Origin of the sequence: Escherichia sp. AM3 (genome assembly GCF_032029835.1) — a bacterium.
Classification (GTDB): Bacteria; Pseudomonadota; Gammaproteobacteria; order Enterobacterales; family Enterobacteriaceae; genus Escherichia; species Escherichia coli.
This window is the reverse complement of record NZ_JAVUPQ010000850.1, coordinates 1-292: the sequence shown is the minus strand read 5'-3', so window position 1 is coordinate 292 and position 292 is coordinate 1. Positions and strand designations below refer to the sequence as shown.

The 292-nt window shown below is 56.8% G+C and carries 1 protein-coding gene; it reads right to left on the bottom strand.

Features of this window, described 5'->3' with window-relative positions:
* A partial coding sequence (locus tag RTW80_RS28680; RefSeq protein ID WP_312721491.1) for a DUF4225 domain-containing protein occupies positions 1 to 292 on the bottom strand: 292 nt, incomplete at both ends.

The following is a 292-nucleotide window of genomic DNA, read 5'->3' as shown; positions in this document are numbered from 1 at the left end:
ACCACCTTTGCACTGACCCCCCATCCCAGAACCTTCATCGTCAGTTTGCCCGGAGACATGGTTTCCACCTTGCGGTAATAGTCTCCGGGAAGATAACGGAAAAGACGCCAGGCCTCAGCTTTCCCGGTCAGACCAAACACACCATAAACGCTGGCTGCAAGCGTGGTTGCATTAAAAATCCCCAGCCCGACATCGCGGCTGAAACCCATAAACTCCGCTACGGACATGGCGCCGTCCGCCAGGATCCCCTCTGAAGCAGGTTCATTCAGGAGCTGACGGGCTGCTTCCCGTG